The 1064-nt window shown below is 42.7% G+C and carries 1 protein-coding gene; it reads left to right on the top strand.

Going from position 1 to position 1064, the window contains the following annotated elements:
• The first annotated feature begins 95 nt into the window (after window positions 1–95).
• A complete protein-coding gene (locus ACKTSC_RS13420) occupies window positions 96–1055 on the top strand; it encodes an IS30 family transposase (RefSeq protein WP_208775811.1) in 960 nt (319 codons plus the stop codon).
• Window positions 1056–1064: the final 9 nt, after the last annotated feature.

Here is a 1064-nt window from a genome sequence, read left to right as displayed (position 1 = left end):
CGCCAATTGTAAAATTAAGCTAGACAACAAAAAAAGTCATTTATGCTACACTCAACTTGTATTTCCGCCTAAAGAAAAACAAGGAGTGAGCCTAAATGACCTATACTCATCTTACTACAGACGAACTAGTTTTGATAGAGTCTTATTTCACTACACATCAACCTGTGGCACAAGTTGCCAAATGCTTAAAACGAGCGCGACAAACTATCTATAATGTCTACCATTTTTTAGCAGAAGGTCACACGGCTCTTGAATATTACCAACAGTATAAAGAAAACAAAGCTCGCTGTGGGCGGCATCCGAGTACTTTGCCGACTGAACAAATCGACTATATCAAAGCCAAAGTAGCCAAAGGATGGAATCCTGATGTGTTGATTGGGCGTTCGGAACAGCCCATTCATTGTTCTGTTCGCACGCTTTATCGCATGTTTCAAAAAGGTGTTTTCGAGCGTGCTACTCTGCCATTAAAAGGAAAACGAAAATCTAATGGACACAAGGAAAAGCGAGGAAAACAGGCTTTTCGACGTTCCCTTGCCGAAAGGGCGCAAGACTATCCTCAGTACCAAGAAGAGTTCGGTCACTTAGAAGGAGATACGATTGTGGGAGCGCATCACAAGAGTGCCATCATTACGCTAGTGGAACGCCAATCAAAAGCGATTATCACTCTAAAACCAGCAGGAACGAAAGCGAAAGATATTGAAGAGACGTTGAACAGGTGGCTAGCTGCGTTTCCTAAAAACCTCTTCAAATCAATCACATTTGACTGTGGCAAAGAATTTTCGAATTGGAAAACGCTCTGTAACGAACAGGACATTGCGATTTACTTTGCCAATCCCGGAACACCATCCCAACGAGGCCTGAATGAACACTCCAATGGGCTCCTACGACGAGACGGCCTCCCGAAACAGATGGATTTCAACACCGTAGAGGAACACTTCGTTCAAGCAATCGCATCAAAACGAAACCATATTCCCAGAAAATCATTGAACTATCGTACCCCTCTGGAAAGCTTTTTGAGTTACATGGATGTCGAGATTGTGTCTAGGTTAATTTGACAAATGAAA

Origin of the sequence: Enterococcus hailinensis, assembly GCF_045862035.1 — a bacterium.
GTDB lineage: Bacteria > Bacillota > Bacilli > Lactobacillales > Enterococcaceae > Enterococcus_A > Enterococcus_A hailinensis.
The sequence above is the reverse complement of the archived record's forward strand: the minus strand, read 5'-3'. Positions and strand labels throughout refer to the sequence as shown.

Coding starts and splice junctions, on each gene's coding strand:
- ACKTSC_RS13420 (WP_208775811.1), top strand. CDS start 96: ATGACCTATACTCATCTTACTACAGACGAACTAGTTTTGATAGAGTCT.